Origin of the sequence: Sulfurimonas hongkongensis, from assembly GCF_000445475.1 — a bacterium.
GTDB classification, from domain to species: Bacteria; Campylobacterota; Campylobacteria; order Campylobacterales; family Sulfurimonadaceae; genus Sulfurimonas; species Sulfurimonas hongkongensis.
The window spans coordinates 73,116-89,345 of sequence record NZ_AUPZ01000009.1 but is presented as its reverse complement, the minus strand read 5'-3'; the positions used below and the strand labels follow the sequence as shown (position 1 = coordinate 89,345).

Sequence of the window (16,230 nt, the reverse complement as noted above, 5' to 3'; positions counted from 1 at the left end):
CTATCATTATAATACTTTATTATAAATAGAATGCTTTGAAGAGTTACTAAATTGGATCCTGAATCAAAGTAGGAGAATCGTTTTTTGCTATGCAAAAATATTTCTTTAGAGTTCAGGATAATGCGTGTCTCATTTTAGGATGGTTTTTGTGCCGCCATTGTGTGCTTGACACGAAATCTAGCTTATACATTAATCAGAGGGTTCAATAAATTAAAAATATGAGTTTAAATAAAGAGAAAACATGAAAAAAGTATTTATTGCCATAGTATTAATTTTACCTCTGCATCTTTTAGCAATAGAGCAAAAAGAGATCTATACTCAAGCTACAGCTGCTTACAAAGCCAAAGATTTTAAAACTTCATATACTCTTTTTTCAAAGTTATACATAACAAATCTCTCTGATGCTAACTTGAACTTTATGTTTGGTATCTCTGCGTATGAGATTGGAAACTACAATATGGCACTTGCAGCTTTTGAAAGAGTAGAGATGCTAGAGCCTGCCAATCTTAGAAATAAGCTTGAAAAGGCAAGAACCTTTTATATGCTAAAGATGTATGAAAATGCGGAGCTTACATTTAAAGAAGTTCTAAAAAATCCTCTTATCCCCCAAAATGTTCGCAAAAATGTAGAGCTATATCTCTCTAGAGTGATAAAAGAGCAAAAAAAATCATTTACCTATGTCTCGCTCAATTTAAACACTTTATACGACTCAAATGTAAATTCTGCGCCTATAGATGATACTTACAATATAGGTATAACAGAGTATGCAACGGCTAAAGAGAAGTCTGATGGAGCAGTTGAAACTTTTGCTAGTATCGTTAACATCTACGATATAGGGGAAGCGAATGGTTTTGCACTCAAAAACAGTGCATCCATCTATCTTAAGAGACATTTTGAAGAGGATGAGTACGATATAAACTACTTCTCTTACATGCCAAGTCTTCTTTACAAATACACAAAGTACACACTTGAAATGGTAGGTGGAGTAGATGCAATGACTCTTGGAGATAGGAGTTATCTGCAAACGCTCTCCCTGATGCCAAGGTTTGAGTATGAACACACAAAAACTCTAAGAAGCATGACGCACTTTAGATATCAAGTAAAAGATTTTAAACAAAACGACCAAAAAGATCTAAATGCAAACCACTATGAGTTATCTTATGGATTACAAAATATTTTGTCGCCACGCTCTTATGTTCAGGTAAATATTACCGGAGTACTAGAGAGAAAAAAGCGTGGATCAAGAGTGGATGTAGACTATGATGAGTATAAATTTGATGTAGCTTATGCCAATCAGCTTACTTCTATTTACGGTGCAGAATTATATGCTCAGATAAGAAAACGAGAGTATAATGACTATAGCACACTCTTTAACTCAAGAAGAGATGACCTTGCCAAAAGTATAAGTGTGGGGCTAAGTGTTAAAATGCTTGAGAATTTACTCTTAAGACTCAATGCTCGATATGATAGAGTTGATTCCGACCAAGATGTATTTAGCTATGAAAAACAGACACTCTTAGTTGGTGTTATAAAGACTTTTTAGGATAAACATCATGAAACTATTAAAAAATGTATTGATTGCTTTGATGATCGTTAGTTCACTTATGTTTGCAAAAAGTGTAGGAACTATTACAGCACTTAAAGGAAGTGCATTAATCGACCGTGCTGGAGCAGAGATAAAAGCAAAACTTGGAGCGAAACTTAAAGAGAAGGATATTTTAAAGACCATCAAAGAGAGTCAAGTTCAGATTATTTTTGATGATGAAACTATTGTTACTGTTGGTAACAATAGTAGTTTCTCTATTAACGAGTATCTTTATGAAGAGAGCAAAACTCCTTCTGCACAGTTTGGACTCTTTAGTGGTGCCATGCGAACTATCACAGGAAAGATAGGAAAAATGTCTCCTGAGAACTTTAAAGTTAAAACAAAAACTGCAACGATAGGTATCCGTGGAACAAACTTTACAGTTATAGCAAATCAAGATGGGAGTAGTAATATCTACTGTACCCTTGGAGCTATTAGTGTAAGTTTACCAGAAAAAGAGTCTACGATTACACAAGGTTTTTATGTCACAGTCTCACAGGGTGGTGTCATGAGTAAACCTATGAAGTTTACTCCTGCAGAGATTGATGATGCACTAGAGCAAAATTTTAGTAGCTCAAATGAAACGGAAGAAAAAACTTCAAACTCTCCTCAAGAGACACAAGAGACAGCCTTAAACTCTTCTCAAGGAGAATCCTTTGTTATAACAGAAGTTAGAACAACAGGTGTTGAAGATATTGACACAACTCTAACAGATATATCATCTCAAACAACTACAAGCGCACAAACGACTACTGTAGATGATATTGAAGAGAGTGTAGAAGAAGAGTTTCCTGAGCCTGAACCAACACCTGAACCTGAGCCAGATCCAGAACCAACACCTGAACCAGATCCTGAGCCTGAGCCAACACCTGAACCAGAACCAGAACCAGAACCAGAACCAGAACCGACGCCAACTCCAACACCAACGCCAACACCAACACCAACACCAGATCCGACACCAACAGATCCTGAGCCAGTAGCCGTGATTTTTGAAACAAGTGGACAAACAGTGGCATACAGAAATGACAATGAAGGTTATTCAAAATTTTCATACAACCTTCCTGCTGTATCATCTGAAGTAAGCTTAAAGGCACTTGACACTTCAGTCTTTGACACAACTGGTACATATATCAAGATAGGTGATTGGGGAGTTGATACTTGGACTTTTACTCCAGCTTCTTCACTTACAGGAACTGTCTCAAGCGGAGCATTTAGTGGTGAATTTGCAAGCATTTCAAGTTCAAATACCAACATCACAGATATTGCCATAACATCTAGCTCGTTTAGTATAACTGATGATGACATCTCAGAGAGTGACTTAATGTCATGGGGTGAATGGGATGTGGAGTTTACTTATACAGAATCAGGTGTAGCCTCTAGTGCCAAGTATCGGGGGTTGTGGGTTGGTGGAGAGAGTGTGACGCCTGAGAATATTATCCAAGGTTATAGCTCCTCAACGCCTATTGAATACAATGGTAAGTACAATGCTCTTTTGTTTTCAGATAGTGCTATAGCAACAAAAGATACAGGAGCCGCTACTTTAATGGTTGATTTTGGAAATGATAAGGCTACTTTAACACTTGGCGGAGGGGATTTAGCTCAATTTTCAGATATGCCTATATCTGGAAGTGGTTTTGCATCGCCTGCATCTCACTCAATGGCAAATGGTACTTTCTACGGTCCTGAGGGTAAAGAAGCAGCAGGAAGTTTTAGTATCATGACACCAGATTATAGTCCCGTAGCTGAGGGCGTGTACCAAGTCAGCACAACACAAACACCACAGTAAAGAGAAGGAGAATAAAATGGCACAAAATAGTAAAGATGTACTTTTTAAATCTAAAGTAAACAACTATATAAGCCAAAAGCTAAGTCAAAGTGAAACGCCTCCAGTTTTTAGTGTAACAGATGATGGATATGGAACTTATACTGTTGGCAAATCTAACGGCGATGTTACTCTGACATATGATGGTCAGAATGAAACCTATACCTTTACACCTAATATTGGCGATGCTGTAAGTGTATTAGCTTCGAATGTTTCAAGTATCGTAGTAGATTTTATCACACTCAATGCAGATGCTCAAATATTAGATAGTAAATATATCACAGGTAGTGGAATCGTTAATGTAAGTTCTTACTCAGGAAATCCAGATCTAAACTACACTGCTCCTGCAGTTGTGATGGCAGATATTTTAGGAACTACAGCAGGTGAACCATTCTACTTATATCCAGATGATTTGGGTAGTCCTAGCACTGGTCGTATTGTCAGTGTTATGGAGGGAGAGGTTATGCTAAAAGAGGACTTATATCCTCTTAAAGATCTCAATACCTCTATATCTGTAGATCAAGATGCTACATTTATTTTAAATGCCAAACAGGCTGAAGATGCTGATGTAAGTGGAGAGGGCAGTAGTGTAGTCTTAGGAACCATAGCAGAAGAATCAACATCGATAAGCGTAAACACAAAAGGCACTAACCATATTACAGGTGGCAAGGGTGCAGATGCTATTGAGCTAGGTAAAGGCACAGATATATTGTACTACAGCTTTGGAGATGAGTATTACGAATCTGATTCTACTACCACTAAGTACGACGCTGTAAAAAACTTTAGCGTTGATACAGATAAGATATCACCCTTGAGTAGAGCTGGCATCTCTATTAGTGTTGCATCTTCACTTGAACGCTTTGAGGATATAGATGGAAGTTCTATTACATCTGAGCAAGAACTTATAGATGGTGTATTAAAATCAACAAATTTCTCAGATCTTGGGGCAAATGAAGCAGGGATTACTGTTGTTGATAGTGGTGATTATGCTGGAGCTTATCTATATGCCAATGACAGTGTTGCCGAGCTTGATGAGAGCAAAGATCTTTTTATAAAGATGCTCGATACATCAGGTTTAGGTGCAGTTGGCACACTCAGCGTTGGTGATTACTTTTTAGAGGCAGAAGAGGTTTTTAAGGTAAAAGTAGAAGATGATATTATCACATTTACTGCAACAGCTGCGGGTGATATTTCACTTAGTATTGACAATAATATAGCTACATTTACAAAAGGTAGCGTTACAGCAACTACTACAGTTGAGTTGAGTGAAACAACCAAGATATATCTTTTGAGGGATCAGACTATAGTTGATAGTGTGGAGGATTTAAACGGTATTACTATCGAGGGTGAAGGAAGTGTTCATCTTAGTGGTTCAGATGGTGATCAAGTTCTTCATATCTCAACACAAGGACCTAACTTAATCCAAGCTGGTGCTGGCGCTGATAGAATCTATCTGCTAGAAGAGCTTGGGCCAGATACTATCATCATTGCGAGCGGAGACTCTACGAGTAGTGCAACTGACAAGATTGATAATTTTGACATAAGTATGTATGGAGATACGCTTATGTTACCATCAACTACGATTGCTGGTGATGCTGCGTCGTTGGGCAGTGGAGATCCACTTGAAGATGTAACTGTGGGTCAGGTTATTATAGGAGAGATGGCAATAAGTAATGGTATAGTAACATTCAAAGACGCATCAGGCACTGCTGGTGTAGTTATCGACTCTACAGATGCTCTTAGTGCAGCAACTACGTACCTCTCAAATCAGATAGCAGATGGAGAGACTGTTGCATTTGGATACGACATAGACTCAGTAGCGGGTACATATCTGTTTCAAGCAAATGCTAGTGAAGATATTGTGATAGAGCTTGTTGGCACTACTGTATTTGATTTAGGCGCAGATGTTAGTATTAGTGAACTTTTGTAATGGTTTATGAGAGCAAAAACTTTTTAAAATGTCCAAAAATTTAGCACACTTTATCTTAGCTGTGCTTATAGGTAGCATCGTTGTCACACTCTCCATGCGCTCGCTGGAGTTCTTTATGCCTTTTGAGAACAAGATTAAAGACCTTATGTTTAAAGTAAGGGGCGAAATAAAAGGCAATGAAAATATCATTATCGTTGATATTGATGAGAAAAGCCTTAAATCTCTAGGACAGTGGCCTTGGAGCAGAGATGTAGTTGCCACTCTTTTGCAAAATCTCTCTGAGTATAAAGCAGGCATTATTGGGCTTGATATTGTATTTGCTGAACCTGATAACAGCTCTCCTAAAAAAGTATTTCAAAAACTAGGGCTCCCTTATGATGGAGTAGTTGACTATGATGAAGTTTTGGCTCGCACTATAGCTCAAACCCCTACTATTGTTGGCTATGTTTTTGCTATGCAAAATGACTCAATAGTAGCAGATAAAAACCCAAAATCAAGCGGTATTATAGTAGAAAAAAACAGACCCCAAAAATCATACTTGCTAAAACCCTACCGCCCTATCTTAAATATTGACTCCATTCATGAAGCGGCATACTCTAGTGGTTATTTCAACACTGTGCCTGATAGTGATGGCAATGTAAGAAGCGTTCCATTGGTTATGGAATATGATGGTGTTATTTATCCATCACTTGCTTTAGAGATGGCACGAATCATCCAAAACAAGAGAAAGATTAAACTTTTTTATGATGATAATGGACTGAGTCATATTAGACTAGGAGAGTTGGATATTGAAACGGACTATAATGGTCGCTTAAATGTCAACTTCAAAGGTTCACAGGGGAGCTATCGTTATATTTCAGCGCTAGATATTTATGAAAAAAGAGTAAAAACTGAGGATATAAAAGGAAAAGTAGTCTTTTTAGGAACTTCTGCTGCAGGACTTTTGGATCTAAGAAGCACTCCCTTTGACCCTGTTTTTCCAGGAGTGGAAGTCCATGCAAATGCGTTAGAGAATATCTTAAGTGGTGATTTTTTATCAAAGCCTATTTGGGCATCTGGTGTAGATATTATAATTATTATCACAGGTACGCTTTTTACCTTTTTGATTCTTCTTTTGCCAAGTGCGATTGGTTCATTTCTTTTACTAGCAATTTTGAATGCTATCTTAGTTTGGAGTAACTACTTTTATATGTTTAGTAAGGGTATTATTTTTAACACAATTTTACCTCTTATTGCTATTAACTCTATTTTTATAATTGGACAAGCCATTAACTACTTTTTAGAAATCAAACAAAAAGAGAGGATTAAAGAGAAATTTGCAAGCAAAGTAAGTCCTGCTGTTATGAATGATATTCTTGCATCAGAGGATGATATTTTAGGAGCAAAAGAGAGAGAAGTTACCGTGTTTTTTTCTGATGTTCGTGGTTTTACAAATATCTCTGAAGCCATCAAAGACCCTAAAAAACTTATACGCTTTATGAATATATATATGGATCCAATGACTGAGATCGTCATTAAAACTGGAGGTACGATAGATAAGTTTATAGGTGATGCTATTATGGCATACTGGAATGCGCCTACAAATGTTACAGACCATGCAGAAAAGGCAGTTACAGCTTCACTAGAACAACTCCATAGCCTAAGAGAGCTAAACAAAACTCTAAGAGAAGACTCTGAATTTGCAAGCGTAGTAGAGATGTCGGATGCAAAAGGAATTCCCATTATTGATATAGGTATAGGTTTAAACAGTGGCAGTGTCATTGTCGGAGAGATGGGCTCAAGTGGAAGAAGTGACTATACGGTTATAGGTGATCCTGTAAATCTAGGAGCTCGCCTAGAATCACTTTGCAAATACTACAACTCTAAGCTTAACATCTCTAACTTTACAAAAGAACGTTTAAAAGGTGAGTATATCTACCGTTTTTTAGACCTTGTAACCGTTAAGGGAAAGAGTGAGCCTATAGAGATCTGGCAGATTCATGACTATGATAAAGAGCAAGAATTTTATCTCTTTGATGTCTCAAAAGAGCAACTTATGGAGGAGCTGAAACTCTATCATGAAGCTATAAAACTCTATAAAGCAGCAGAGTTTGAAAAAGCACTTGCTATATTTGCACAGATGCAAAAGTGGGAAAATAAAACAAACAACGCCATATATAAGGTTTATATAGAGCGTTGTGAACACTATATACAAGAGCCACCAAAAGAGTTTAACGGTGTATTTGTACACACTTCTAAAGGCTAAAGAGATCATAAACATATGAGATTCCGTGTCGTAGCACGGAATGACGATAGGTGGAGCATCATCCTGAATGAAAAGCCGTCATCTTGAACCAAACTATCCTCCTCAACCAAACCGTCATCCTGAACTTGATTCAGGATCTCATGAGATTCCGTGTTGTAGCACGGAATGACGATAGGTAGGGTATCATTCTAAACAAAAACAATCATCCTGTTGAGCACAAAAACCTTCATTCTGAACTCTAAAGAAACATTTTTGCATAGCAAAAAGCGATTCTCTTGTTTTGATTTAGGAACTCACAAAACTCCAGTAAAACCCAAAAATAAGTATAAGTAAATTTATATAAAGTTATAATCTTGCAAAATAAAATTAAGGAATATTTTTATGCCTAAAATATCTGCTAAAGATCAAGAAGCGCTTGATTATCACGAGTTTCCAAAGCCTGGAAAGTTATCAGTTGAATCTACAAAATCTATCCTCAATCAAAAAGATCTCTCACTAGCATATACTCCGGGTGTGGCTATTCCTTGCCTTGAGATTGAGAAAAATCCACAAGATGCTTATAGATACACTTCAAAAGGAAATCTTGTTGGGGTTATCACAAATGGAACTGCTGTTTTAGGACTTGGAAATATCGAAGCTTTGGCATCTAAACCTGTTATGGAAGGTAAATGTGTTTTATTTAAGAGCTTTTCTGGACTTGATTGTTTTGATATAGAAGTAGATACCCAGAGTGTAGATAGATTTTGCTCAGTTGTGATGGCTATATCTCCTACTTTTGGCGGTATAAATTTAGAAGATATAAAGGCCCCAGAGTGTTTTGAGATAGAGAGACGCCTTGTGGAAGAGTTAGATATCCCCGTTATGCATGATGACCAACATGGAACTGCAGTTATCTCATCAGCTGGCATTATCAATGCCTGTGAAGTAACTCGTAGGAAGATAGAGGATTTAAAGATAGTTGTAGTTGGTGCAGGTGCAGCTGCCATCTCTTGTGCGAGACTATATAGACTCCTTGGCGTAAGAGAGATTTATATGCTTGACTCTAAGGGTGTCATTCACAACGGAAGAAGTGATTTAAATGACTACAAAAGAGAGTTTTGTGCAAGCGGGTATATGACTCATGCAGAGATTTTTGCTTGCGCTGATGTTGTAGTAGGACTCTCAAGACCTGGAACATTTAGCATAGAAGATGTTATGTCAATGGCTCCAGAGCCTATAATTTTTACACTTGCAAACCCTACGCCTGAAATCTTTCCACAAGAGATACTTGAAGCTAGAGAAGATGCAATAGTCGCAACTGGAAGAAGTGATTTTGATAACCAAGTGAACAATGTTTTAGGTTTTCCTTTTATCTTTAGAGGGGCTATGGATGTAAGAGCAAAAAAGATAAACAATGAGATGAAACTAGCAGCTGCACATGCACTAGCAGAGTTAGCACGCAAAAAAGTTCCAAAAGAGATTTGTGAACTTTATGGTAAAGATATAAAGTTTGGTAGAGACTATATCATCCCTAAACCATTTGACAAAAGACTTATAGTTGAAATATCTAGTGCTGTAGCACAGGCGGCAATAGATAGCGGTTCATCGCAGATAAAAAACTTTGATATAGAAGCTTACAAAAAAGAGTTATCTGAAATATTAAAATAATTGGGTGCTATAAACAATTATCAAATTTGATCCTGAATCAAAATAAGAGAATCGCTTTTTACTATGCAAAAATATTTCTTTAGAGTTTAGAATGACTTGTGTTCCGTCATTCCGTGCTTGATACGGAATCTAGTTTATAAATTAATCGGAGGGTTTAATTAGATAACTATTTTGTCATTTATAAAAGTTTGCCAAAGTAGCTCCTTCACATAAAACCAGATTTTTTTAAAATAAAATATGATATAATGTTATCAGGCTGAATAATAAATCTAAACTTAATTTCAGCATTAGGGTTGTTTATGTTTTTTTCATTCTTTTCTTCAAAAAATCAAAAACTTGTTAAAAAATGGAAGTCTGAACATGAAGAAATGGTTATCTCTGCACATAAAATTATTGCTGCTTACTCTTTAGATGATAAAGATAGTGTACGAAAAGAGCTTATTACTTTACGAAAATTAGCCCTAGAGCATCTGATGCTAGAAGACATAGAGTTGTTTAAACTGCTTAGAGAAGATAAAGATTTAGAAGAAAATACAGAAGAAAAGATTAGAGAGTTTAGAGATACTTTTAGAGATACAAAGTCTTCATTATTGGATTTTTTAAGAGAGTATACACAAGAAGATGCACAACTAGATAAGAGATTTTTTGATATTTTTAGTAATATAGTCAGTGTTCTTTCTAAAAGGATAGATTTCGAAGAGAACAATCTATATATTTCTTTAGAGGAGAAGTAGTTGCTATTTATTGATTTCATCACTATCTAGTGGACGTTCAAGAGGCCTGCTAAAGTAGTATCCTTGAGCATACTCTACTCCTACTTGATGTAGTAGATCTGCTACCTCTTTGCTCTCAACAAACTCAGCTACATTTTTCATATTCATCCCATTTGAGAAGCTATGAATACTCTTTAACATATGAAGTTTTCTCTTATCGCTCTCTATCTCTCGGACTATAGAGCCATCTATCTTTATGAGATCAATATCAAGATCGGAGAAGTATGAAAAGTTAGAGTATCCTGTACCAAAATCATCCAAAAGTACTTTTGAACCGTACTTTTGGATACTACTAATAAAGTCTTGAACTGCTTCTATATTTTGCAGATTTTCTGATTCTAGTAGTTCGATATCAAGTCTATTGGCTACTTTAGGGTTTGCTTTTAAAATCTCACAAAGCATCTCTATAATTTTTACATCCAAGATATCAATCATTGAAAAGTTTATGGAAAATCTATACTTAGGGAACTCTTTTGCCATCTCAAGTGTTTTTTCTATCATGGATTTTGTAATATGTTGATAGTAAGAGCTCTTTTTAGAGATATCCAAAAATTTAAAAGGCTCTAAAATCGTGCCATCAGTCAATTTTAACCTAACAAGAGCTTCATACTTCTCTATTTTTTTTGTTTTTAGATTTATGATGGGTTGAAAGTATGGGATGATATTGTCATTTTTTATAGCTACTTTTATATGCTCAATTATGTTCATATTTTCTTCTACATTAGTTTTTAGATTTAGCTCATCGCGATACTCTAAAACTCTAGTTGTGTAGTCTTGTTTGAGCTCTTTTAGGGCTAAATCTGCATTTTCTAATATGGGTGCTATAGAGTTACTAGCGACACTAACTCTTAGATGCAAGGAGAGATCATGTACTAAAAAATTATAATCAGAGATCTTTTTTTCCAATTTCATAGCAACTTCAAAAGCATCCTCGCTTCTTATATCATCAAAGAGTATTCCAAATTCATCTCCCCCCAAACGATAGATAGAGGCATTTTTTGTGTCATTAAATTGAGCTTTTATAATGTTGGCTAGTTCTTGAAGGACAAGATTACCTACATCGTTCCCATAGATATCATTGATACATCTAAAGCAGTCAACATTTGCTAGGAGTAGATGGGGTTTTACAGTCTCTTGTAGCTTAATCTGAAAAGCAGCTCTACTTCTTAAACCAGTTAACTGGTCGTGAGTTAGAGAATACTCTAGTGAAGTAGTCGTTTTTTGAAGTTTTTTGTTCTCTCTTAGGTACTTTAAAAAAAGCACGATTATAAAAAACAAAGAGATAAGAAAGACACTAAAGAGGATAGATGCAAAGATATCTAGTGCCTTAAAGTCACCCATGGCAATGTGTGAGAACTTTTGTTTTATCTCTTCTAGGTTATTTCTTGTATTATCACCTAAAATGCTCTTGATTGCTTGTATATAGGGTGGATAATTTTTTATAAGAAAGTTTGAGTGCATATTGAAGCTAGCGATAAAGTCTTGTGTCTCTTTATCTTTTGAGTTTGAACTTAGTAAAAAATTGTCGTGATTGATGAAGTCTATATCTTGCATAAGTTTTGCATCGTTAAAGTTTTTTAGGATTTGCCACGAGTTTTTAAAGAGTTCGGTATCTTCTTCTTGTAAAAAGTTTGCCTCTTCTATAAAACGGCTCAAAAAAACAAGTGAGTTTTTTATACTAGCATTTAGCATTAGGTAGTTTTGAGTGTTTCTTATATGTTGTTTCAAACCTTTTTGAAGTTTTTTAAGCTCTGTTTTGACTTCTATGTATGTTTCATCTTTTAAGATTTGAGACTCTAGAAGAGTTTTATATTCACCCTCAAGCGAGTCTATATTTTTTGCCATCTCATCTTGGTTATGGTAATAGTATATGGAGCTTTGGAGTATCTGATGTTCTAGGTCGATGTGAGCACTCTTAAAGGCATTGAGGCTAAGAAGAAATTCTCTATGCTGTTTTGTAAAATCTTTTTGTATGATATAAAAATATATGATGGCAACAGAGGAGAGAACTCCTAAGCCTATAACTAAAAATATTAGCTTTTTTAGTCTCATTTTATATCCAGTATCTCAGGTAATTCGCCATCAAGCGTTTTTAAAAAAGCTATTATGTCTTCTATTTCATGTTCTTTTAAAATAATGCCCAGATTGTGTTTTGACATGACTTCAAGTGCTTCTTTTAGTGTTTTTGCACTTCCATCATGAAAGTAAGGAGCAGTTTTGTTTATGTTTCTTAGAGTTGGAACTTTAAAGACATTTTTATGGTCTGGATTTTCAGTTATTTTACTTCTATCAGGGTAGTCACTATCCTCGTGATACTCTATAAATGTACCCATTTTTTGAAAAGAATTTCCTCCAATGTTTATGCCATTATGGCAAGTTATACAGCCATTTTTTTTAAAAAGTACATAACCATCTTTTTCACTTTTACTTAGCTCTATCTCGCCTCTTAAAAACTTGTCAAACTTCGCATTTGGAGTAACTAGAGCTTTTTCAAACTCTACTATAGCATCCATGACTTGCTCGTAAGTAATAGATACACCACCATAAACTTCACTAAACATCTCTCTATATTCAGCCATCTCATTTATACGCACTTCTATAGTCTTTGCATCCATATCATGCTCTACAGGGTTTTTTATAGGACCGTGTATCTGCTCGCCTAAATCTCTTGCTCTACCATTCCAAAATTGTCTAAAATTATATCTGGAGTTTAAAACTGTTGGGGATTGAATGTTACCTTTTTTATCTTCAACGCCGATAGAGACAATGTTTGCATCTGCACCGCCTTCATAGATATTATGACAGCTAAAACAAGAAGTGGAGTTGTCTCTTGAAAGAGTTGTATCAAAAAATAGTTTTTTGCCTAAATTTGCCTTTGAATGATCTATTTTAATATTTAAAGGTATCGGAGAAATAGGCTCTGTAGCATAGAGATTGAGTATAACAAGGTATAATAAAAATATCTTTTTCATGACAAAATTGTATCATTATTTGCTTTAGAGAGAACTTTTCTTGTAAAAAAGTTTTAAGCCTTTTTTAGCCTTGTAGTCTAGCTTGTAAGAGATGTAAGTAAGGTACATTGTTATATCTTCTTTTGAAATCTGTGTTCTTTGTGATGCCTCATTTAGAAGATATTGTGGGATTTTAAATCTTTTTTTTGAGAAGTTTTTTTCTATGTTTTTGTAGAGTTTTTTATCTTTATGATAGCACAAAAGTGCAAAAACAAACGGGAGGTTGTGTCTCTTGTTCCACTCTTGCGCCAAATCTATGTGACTCTTGCCCTCTAAGTAGTACTTTAAGGCTTTATCGCCTATAAGAACTTTGCCTCGCATGTTTAAAACATTTGCTAAAACATTTGAAGTTGCAGACTCAGCATCGCTCTCATTTGCTACATTTGGAACAATTAAGACACTTAGTACCTCTTTTCTTGCGATGATACCAAGGTTTACATGTTTGTGTTTTTTTGCTTTGATACTAGAGATAAAAGCAGCGTCAACTCTTCGAGTTAAAAACTCTTTGTTGATTTTTGCAGGAACGCCCCTTTTATAGTGCATACTCATGCTTTGTTGAGAGCTTTTTGTGTAGCGTTTCATAAAGATATGAAAGGGAAGTAGATTCAAATATTCAATCTTTCCAAAAACCAAAATAGACTCCTTTGCTCTTTATTATCAAAGTTTTAGCGAAATTATACAGCACTTAACTTATACAAATGTGGGGTTTGCATATTTTGGGTATAATCCTTCTTAAACTAAAGTTTTGGAGTCCACAAAATGGTAAGAGTCGAATTTTTAGGCCCTATACAAAGGGAGGCTATGGAGTTAAATATAGCTAATTTAAATGAGTTAGCTGTTATTTTAAAAGATGATAAAGAGATGCAAGAGTGGTTAGAAAACTCAGCAGTTGCAGTCAATGATACTCTTGTAAATAGCAGAGATTTTGCACTTAAAAGCGGAGATAAGGTTTCACTTTTACCTCCAGTTTGTGGAGGTTGATAGATGCTAGAGCTTTATGATGGCTCGCTTAGCGTTGCATCTATTTTAAAAGGTTGGTATGAAGAAGAAGCTCATAGTAATTATGGTGCTTTTATATCTTTTGTGGGAACTGTAAGAAGCGAAGATGAGATAGATGGACTTAGTTTTGACATATATGAACCCATACTAAATAAGTGGTTTGATGAGTGGCAAAAAAAGGCAAAAGCAAAAGATGCCATCATAAAGATGGCACACTCAAGGGGGGATGTAATGCTTCATGAGTCCTCATATATTGCAGCAGTATTTTCTCCAAAGAGACGAGTAGCCTTAGAGTTTATAGATGAATTTGTAGAAGATTTTAAAGCCTCTGCTCCTATTTGGAAGTATGATCTAAGGGGTGGTGAGAGAATTTACGCCAAAGAGAGATCAACAGCCATAAAGGGAAGTGGACTACTTAGTGATGAGAGAAGTAAGGAAGATAAAAGATGAAGCTACTATCTTTTGAGACAAGTTTAAATATGCTAGATTTGCTAGATACTGGAAATATAAAAAAAGAAAAGGTAGTGCTTAGTGCTTCTTTGGGAAGAGTTTTGGCTGAGGATATAGTGGCACAAGCTAATGATCCTCAGTTCCCAACAGCATCTATGGATGGATACGCTATAAAATATGCAGACTTAGACAAAGATAGCATAAAGATTCTCGGAGATAACCCAGCAGGGAGTGATGAGAAAAGAGTTGTAGAAACTGGTGAGTGTATCAAAACCTTTACAGGCTCAATGATGCCAGAGGGAAGTGATACTCTGATTCAGATAGAAAATGTAAGTGTAAGTCAGAACAGCGATGAGATATTTATAGATGAGAGAGTTCCTTTTGGCTCATCAGTTCGCCCCATTGGTGAGAGTTATAAGGTGGGTGATGTACTTATAAAAAAGGGAACCAAGATAGGCTTTGCTGAGATTGGCGTAATGGCTGGACTAAATCGAGTTATGGTCAGAGTTGCTATAAAACCTAGAGTAGCAGTCATCTCTACTGGTAGCGAGATTTTAGATCTTGGAGAACAAAGCGATAATCCAGCTCAGATAAGAAGCTCAAACAACTATACACTTTGTGCCATGTTTACTCAAGCTGGAGCAGAGTCTTTGCAGCTGGGAACTGCACCTGATGATAAAGACTCCATCATGAAGATGTTTCAAAATGCCCTTGCGTCTGCTGATATCGTTATAAGTACTGGTGGTGTGAGCGTTGGAGATTATGACTTTGTAAAAGATATAGTTCCCCGCCTTGGTGCTGAGGTTGTTTTTAAAGGAGTGGCTATAAAACCGGGTCGTCATGTTATGGTGGCTCAAAAAAATGGTAAGTTTATCTTAGCCTTGCCAGGATTTGCCTACTCTTCAACTGTTACTGCAGTGCTTTATGGACTTCCTTTAGTTGCTAAGATGTTAGGACGCGATAAACCTTACAAAAAAGTAGAAGCAAAATTAAAAGAGAGCTTTAAAAAAAGAAGCCATCTTAGTGAGTTTAGTGCTTGTAATGTAAGTGTAGAAAATGGAGAATTTTTAGTTGACTTTGAGGGCAAAAAAGTTGGAAGCTCAGCTATTTTAACTAACCTTTTACACGGCAGTGCTTTGATGGTAACTAGCGAAGAAGATGGTGACTTAGAAGAGGGTACTTTTGTAAATGTGATCTTATTGGAGAATTTTTAAATGAAAGCTTATACTATTGATTCAAACACAAAAGAGATAAAATCTATAGACATTATTATGCAGGCAGATACTGTTTATAGTTTTTTTGACTCTATATTAACGGATGAACTTCTAACTCTAAACAAGCATACAATACACGCAGATGCCAATGCAATATCAAAATGCAAAAAAGCATTTTTTTTAGGTGAACAGCTTATTGTGGGAGATGCTCTTATAGTTGGTAAAGATGGCGTTTTTGATACAGATGCAACTATCTCAAAAAAAGAGCTACAATCTCTTTTAAACTATGATGTTACACCTTTTTACACAGAAGTGCTAGGGCTTTTAAAAGAAACCGACATAAATCTCTACAGAGTTTTCGAAGTAACAAAAGAACAAGAGGATATACAGTTAAATACTGAGTGGGTCTTATATGTATTTAACCTAGCAGATGAACAAACTAAAGAGTATTTTATACAAGAGTTAAAAAAAGCAGTTGATGCAAAAAAAGATATCACAACACATATGCAAAATATGGCAATACTTGCACTAAACGCGACGGCTACAAACTAGAT

At 35.7% G+C, this 16,230-nt stretch carries 13 protein-coding genes; 10 read left to right on the top strand and 3 right to left on the bottom strand.

What is annotated here, in order from left to right; genetic code table 11:
• The first annotated feature begins 241 nt into the window (after nucleotides 1–241).
• The 6 genes from M947_RS19300 (at nucleotide 242) to M947_RS19275 (ending at nucleotide 9,963) form a co-directional block, all read left to right on the top strand.
• On the top strand, nucleotides 242–1,543 hold the full coding sequence (locus M947_RS19300; protein ID WP_021287761.1) for a surface lipoprotein assembly modifier: 1,302 nt from the start codon (nucleotides 242–244) through the stop codon (nucleotides 1,541–1,543).
• 10 nt (nucleotides 1,544–1,553) lie between these two features.
• Nucleotides 1,554–3,371: a FecR family protein gene (locus M947_RS23450; protein ID WP_021287760.1), complete on the top strand. Its 1,818-nt coding sequence runs from the start codon at nucleotides 1,554–1,556 to the stop codon at nucleotides 3,369–3,371.
• A 16-nt stretch (nucleotides 3,372–3,387) separates the two neighbouring features.
• Nucleotides 3,388–5,337 carry a bluetail domain-containing putative surface protein gene (locus M947_RS19290; RefSeq protein WP_021287759.1) on the top strand — a complete coding sequence of 650 codons (1,950 nt, stop codon included), beginning with the start codon at nucleotides 3,388–3,390 and terminating at the stop codon, nucleotides 5,335–5,337.
• A gap of 28 nt (nucleotides 5,338–5,365) precedes the next feature.
• Nucleotides 5,366–7,582 carry a CHASE2 domain-containing protein gene (locus tag M947_RS19285; protein WP_021287758.1) on the top strand — a complete coding sequence of 739 codons (2,217 nt, stop codon included), beginning with the start codon at nucleotides 5,366–5,368 and terminating at the stop codon, nucleotides 7,580–7,582.
• Between the two features lie 381 nt (nucleotides 7,583–7,963).
• Nucleotides 7,964–9,229: a malic enzyme-like NAD(P)-binding protein gene (locus M947_RS19280; RefSeq protein ID WP_021287757.1), complete on the top strand. Its 1,266-nt coding sequence runs from the start codon at nucleotides 7,964–7,966 to the stop codon at nucleotides 9,227–9,229.
• 299 nt (nucleotides 9,230–9,528) lie between these two features.
• Nucleotides 9,529–9,963, top strand: coding sequence for a hypothetical protein (locus M947_RS19275; protein ID WP_021287756.1), 435 nt, complete (start codon nucleotides 9,529–9,531; stop codon nucleotides 9,961–9,963).
• Between the two features lie 3 nt (nucleotides 9,964–9,966).
• Here M947_RS19275 and M947_RS19270 read toward each other — a convergent pair whose 3' ends face one another.
• The 3 genes from M947_RS19270 to M947_RS19260 are packed head-to-tail and all read right to left on the bottom strand — an operon-like array spanning nucleotide 9,967 to nucleotide 13,646.
• On the bottom strand, nucleotides 9,967–12,054 hold the full coding sequence (locus tag M947_RS19270) for an EAL domain-containing protein (protein ID WP_021287755.1): 2,088 nt from the start codon (nucleotides 12,052–12,054) through the stop codon (nucleotides 9,967–9,969).
• Nucleotides 12,051–12,974, bottom strand: a complete 924-nt coding sequence (locus M947_RS19265) for a cytochrome-c peroxidase (RefSeq protein ID WP_021287754.1) — start codon at nucleotides 12,972–12,974, stop codon at nucleotides 12,051–12,053. Before M947_RS19265 ends, M947_RS19270 begins: the two co-directional genes overlap by 4 nt.
• A gap of 24 nt (nucleotides 12,975–12,998) precedes the next feature.
• Nucleotides 12,999–13,646, bottom strand: coding sequence for an MqnA/MqnD/SBP family protein (locus M947_RS19260; RefSeq protein ID WP_021287753.1), 648 nt, complete (start codon nucleotides 13,644–13,646; stop codon nucleotides 12,999–13,001).
• A 126-nt stretch (nucleotides 13,647–13,772) separates the two neighbouring features.
• Here M947_RS19260 and M947_RS19255 point away from each other — a divergent pair, with 126 nt between their 5' ends.
• Genes M947_RS19255 through M947_RS19240 form a run of 4 tightly spaced genes read left to right on the top strand, consistent with a single transcriptional unit; the run spans nucleotide 13,773 to nucleotide 16,228 of the window.
• Nucleotides 13,773–13,994: a MoaD/ThiS family protein gene (locus tag M947_RS19255; protein ID WP_031348014.1), complete on the top strand. Its 222-nt coding sequence runs from the start codon at nucleotides 13,773–13,775 to the stop codon at nucleotides 13,992–13,994.
• A gap of 3 nt (nucleotides 13,995–13,997) precedes the next feature.
• Entirely contained in the window at nucleotides 13,998–14,462 is a 465-nt protein-coding gene (locus tag M947_RS19250; RefSeq protein ID WP_021287751.1) for a molybdopterin synthase catalytic subunit, read from the top strand.
• Nucleotides 14,459–15,676, top strand: coding sequence for a molybdopterin molybdotransferase MoeA (locus tag M947_RS19245; RefSeq protein ID WP_021287750.1), 1,218 nt, complete (start codon nucleotides 14,459–14,461; stop codon nucleotides 15,674–15,676). Before M947_RS19250 ends, M947_RS19245 begins: the two co-directional genes overlap by 4 nt.
• The gene (locus M947_RS19240) at nucleotides 15,677–16,228 is read left to right on the top strand and encodes a hypothetical protein (RefSeq protein WP_021287749.1); all 552 of its coding nucleotides are present in this window, start codon (nucleotides 15,677–15,679) and stop codon (nucleotides 16,226–16,228) included.
• The last annotated feature ends 2 nt before the right edge of the window (nucleotides 16,229–16,230 follow it).